The sequence below is a fragment of the Tritonibacter sp. SIMBA_163 genome (assembly GCF_046535935.1).
Lineage (GTDB): Bacteria > Pseudomonadota > Alphaproteobacteria > Rhodobacterales > Rhodobacteraceae > Epibacterium > Epibacterium scottomollicae.
On record NZ_JAWJBP010000906.1, the window covers coordinates 1 to 252 of the forward strand.

The 252-nt window shown below is 71.0% G+C and carries 1 pseudogene; it reads right to left on the reverse strand.

Annotation, left to right across the window (positions count from 1 at the left end):
• Positions 1-42 precede the first annotated feature (42 nt).
• A pseudogene (locus R0J92_RS24960) lies at positions 43-252 on the reverse strand (acetyl-CoA C-acyltransferase); the annotation flags it as partial.

Consider the following 252-nt stretch of genomic DNA (forward strand, 5'->3'; position numbering starts at 1 on the left):
GCGGCGCGCTTGATCTCCATGGCTTGCCTCCGATCCCGCGCTTCAGGCCGCTTCCAGCACGGTGGCGATGCCCTGCCCGCCACCGATGCACTGGGTGGACAAGGCCAGTTCCTTGCCCTCGCGCTTGAGCAAGGATGCCGCCTTGCCGGTGATGCGCGCCCCGGTGGCGCCGAGCGGATGGCCCAGCGCGATGGCGCCGCCGTCCAGGTTCGTCTTCTCCCGCGGCAGGCCGAGCTCGCGCTCGACCGACAT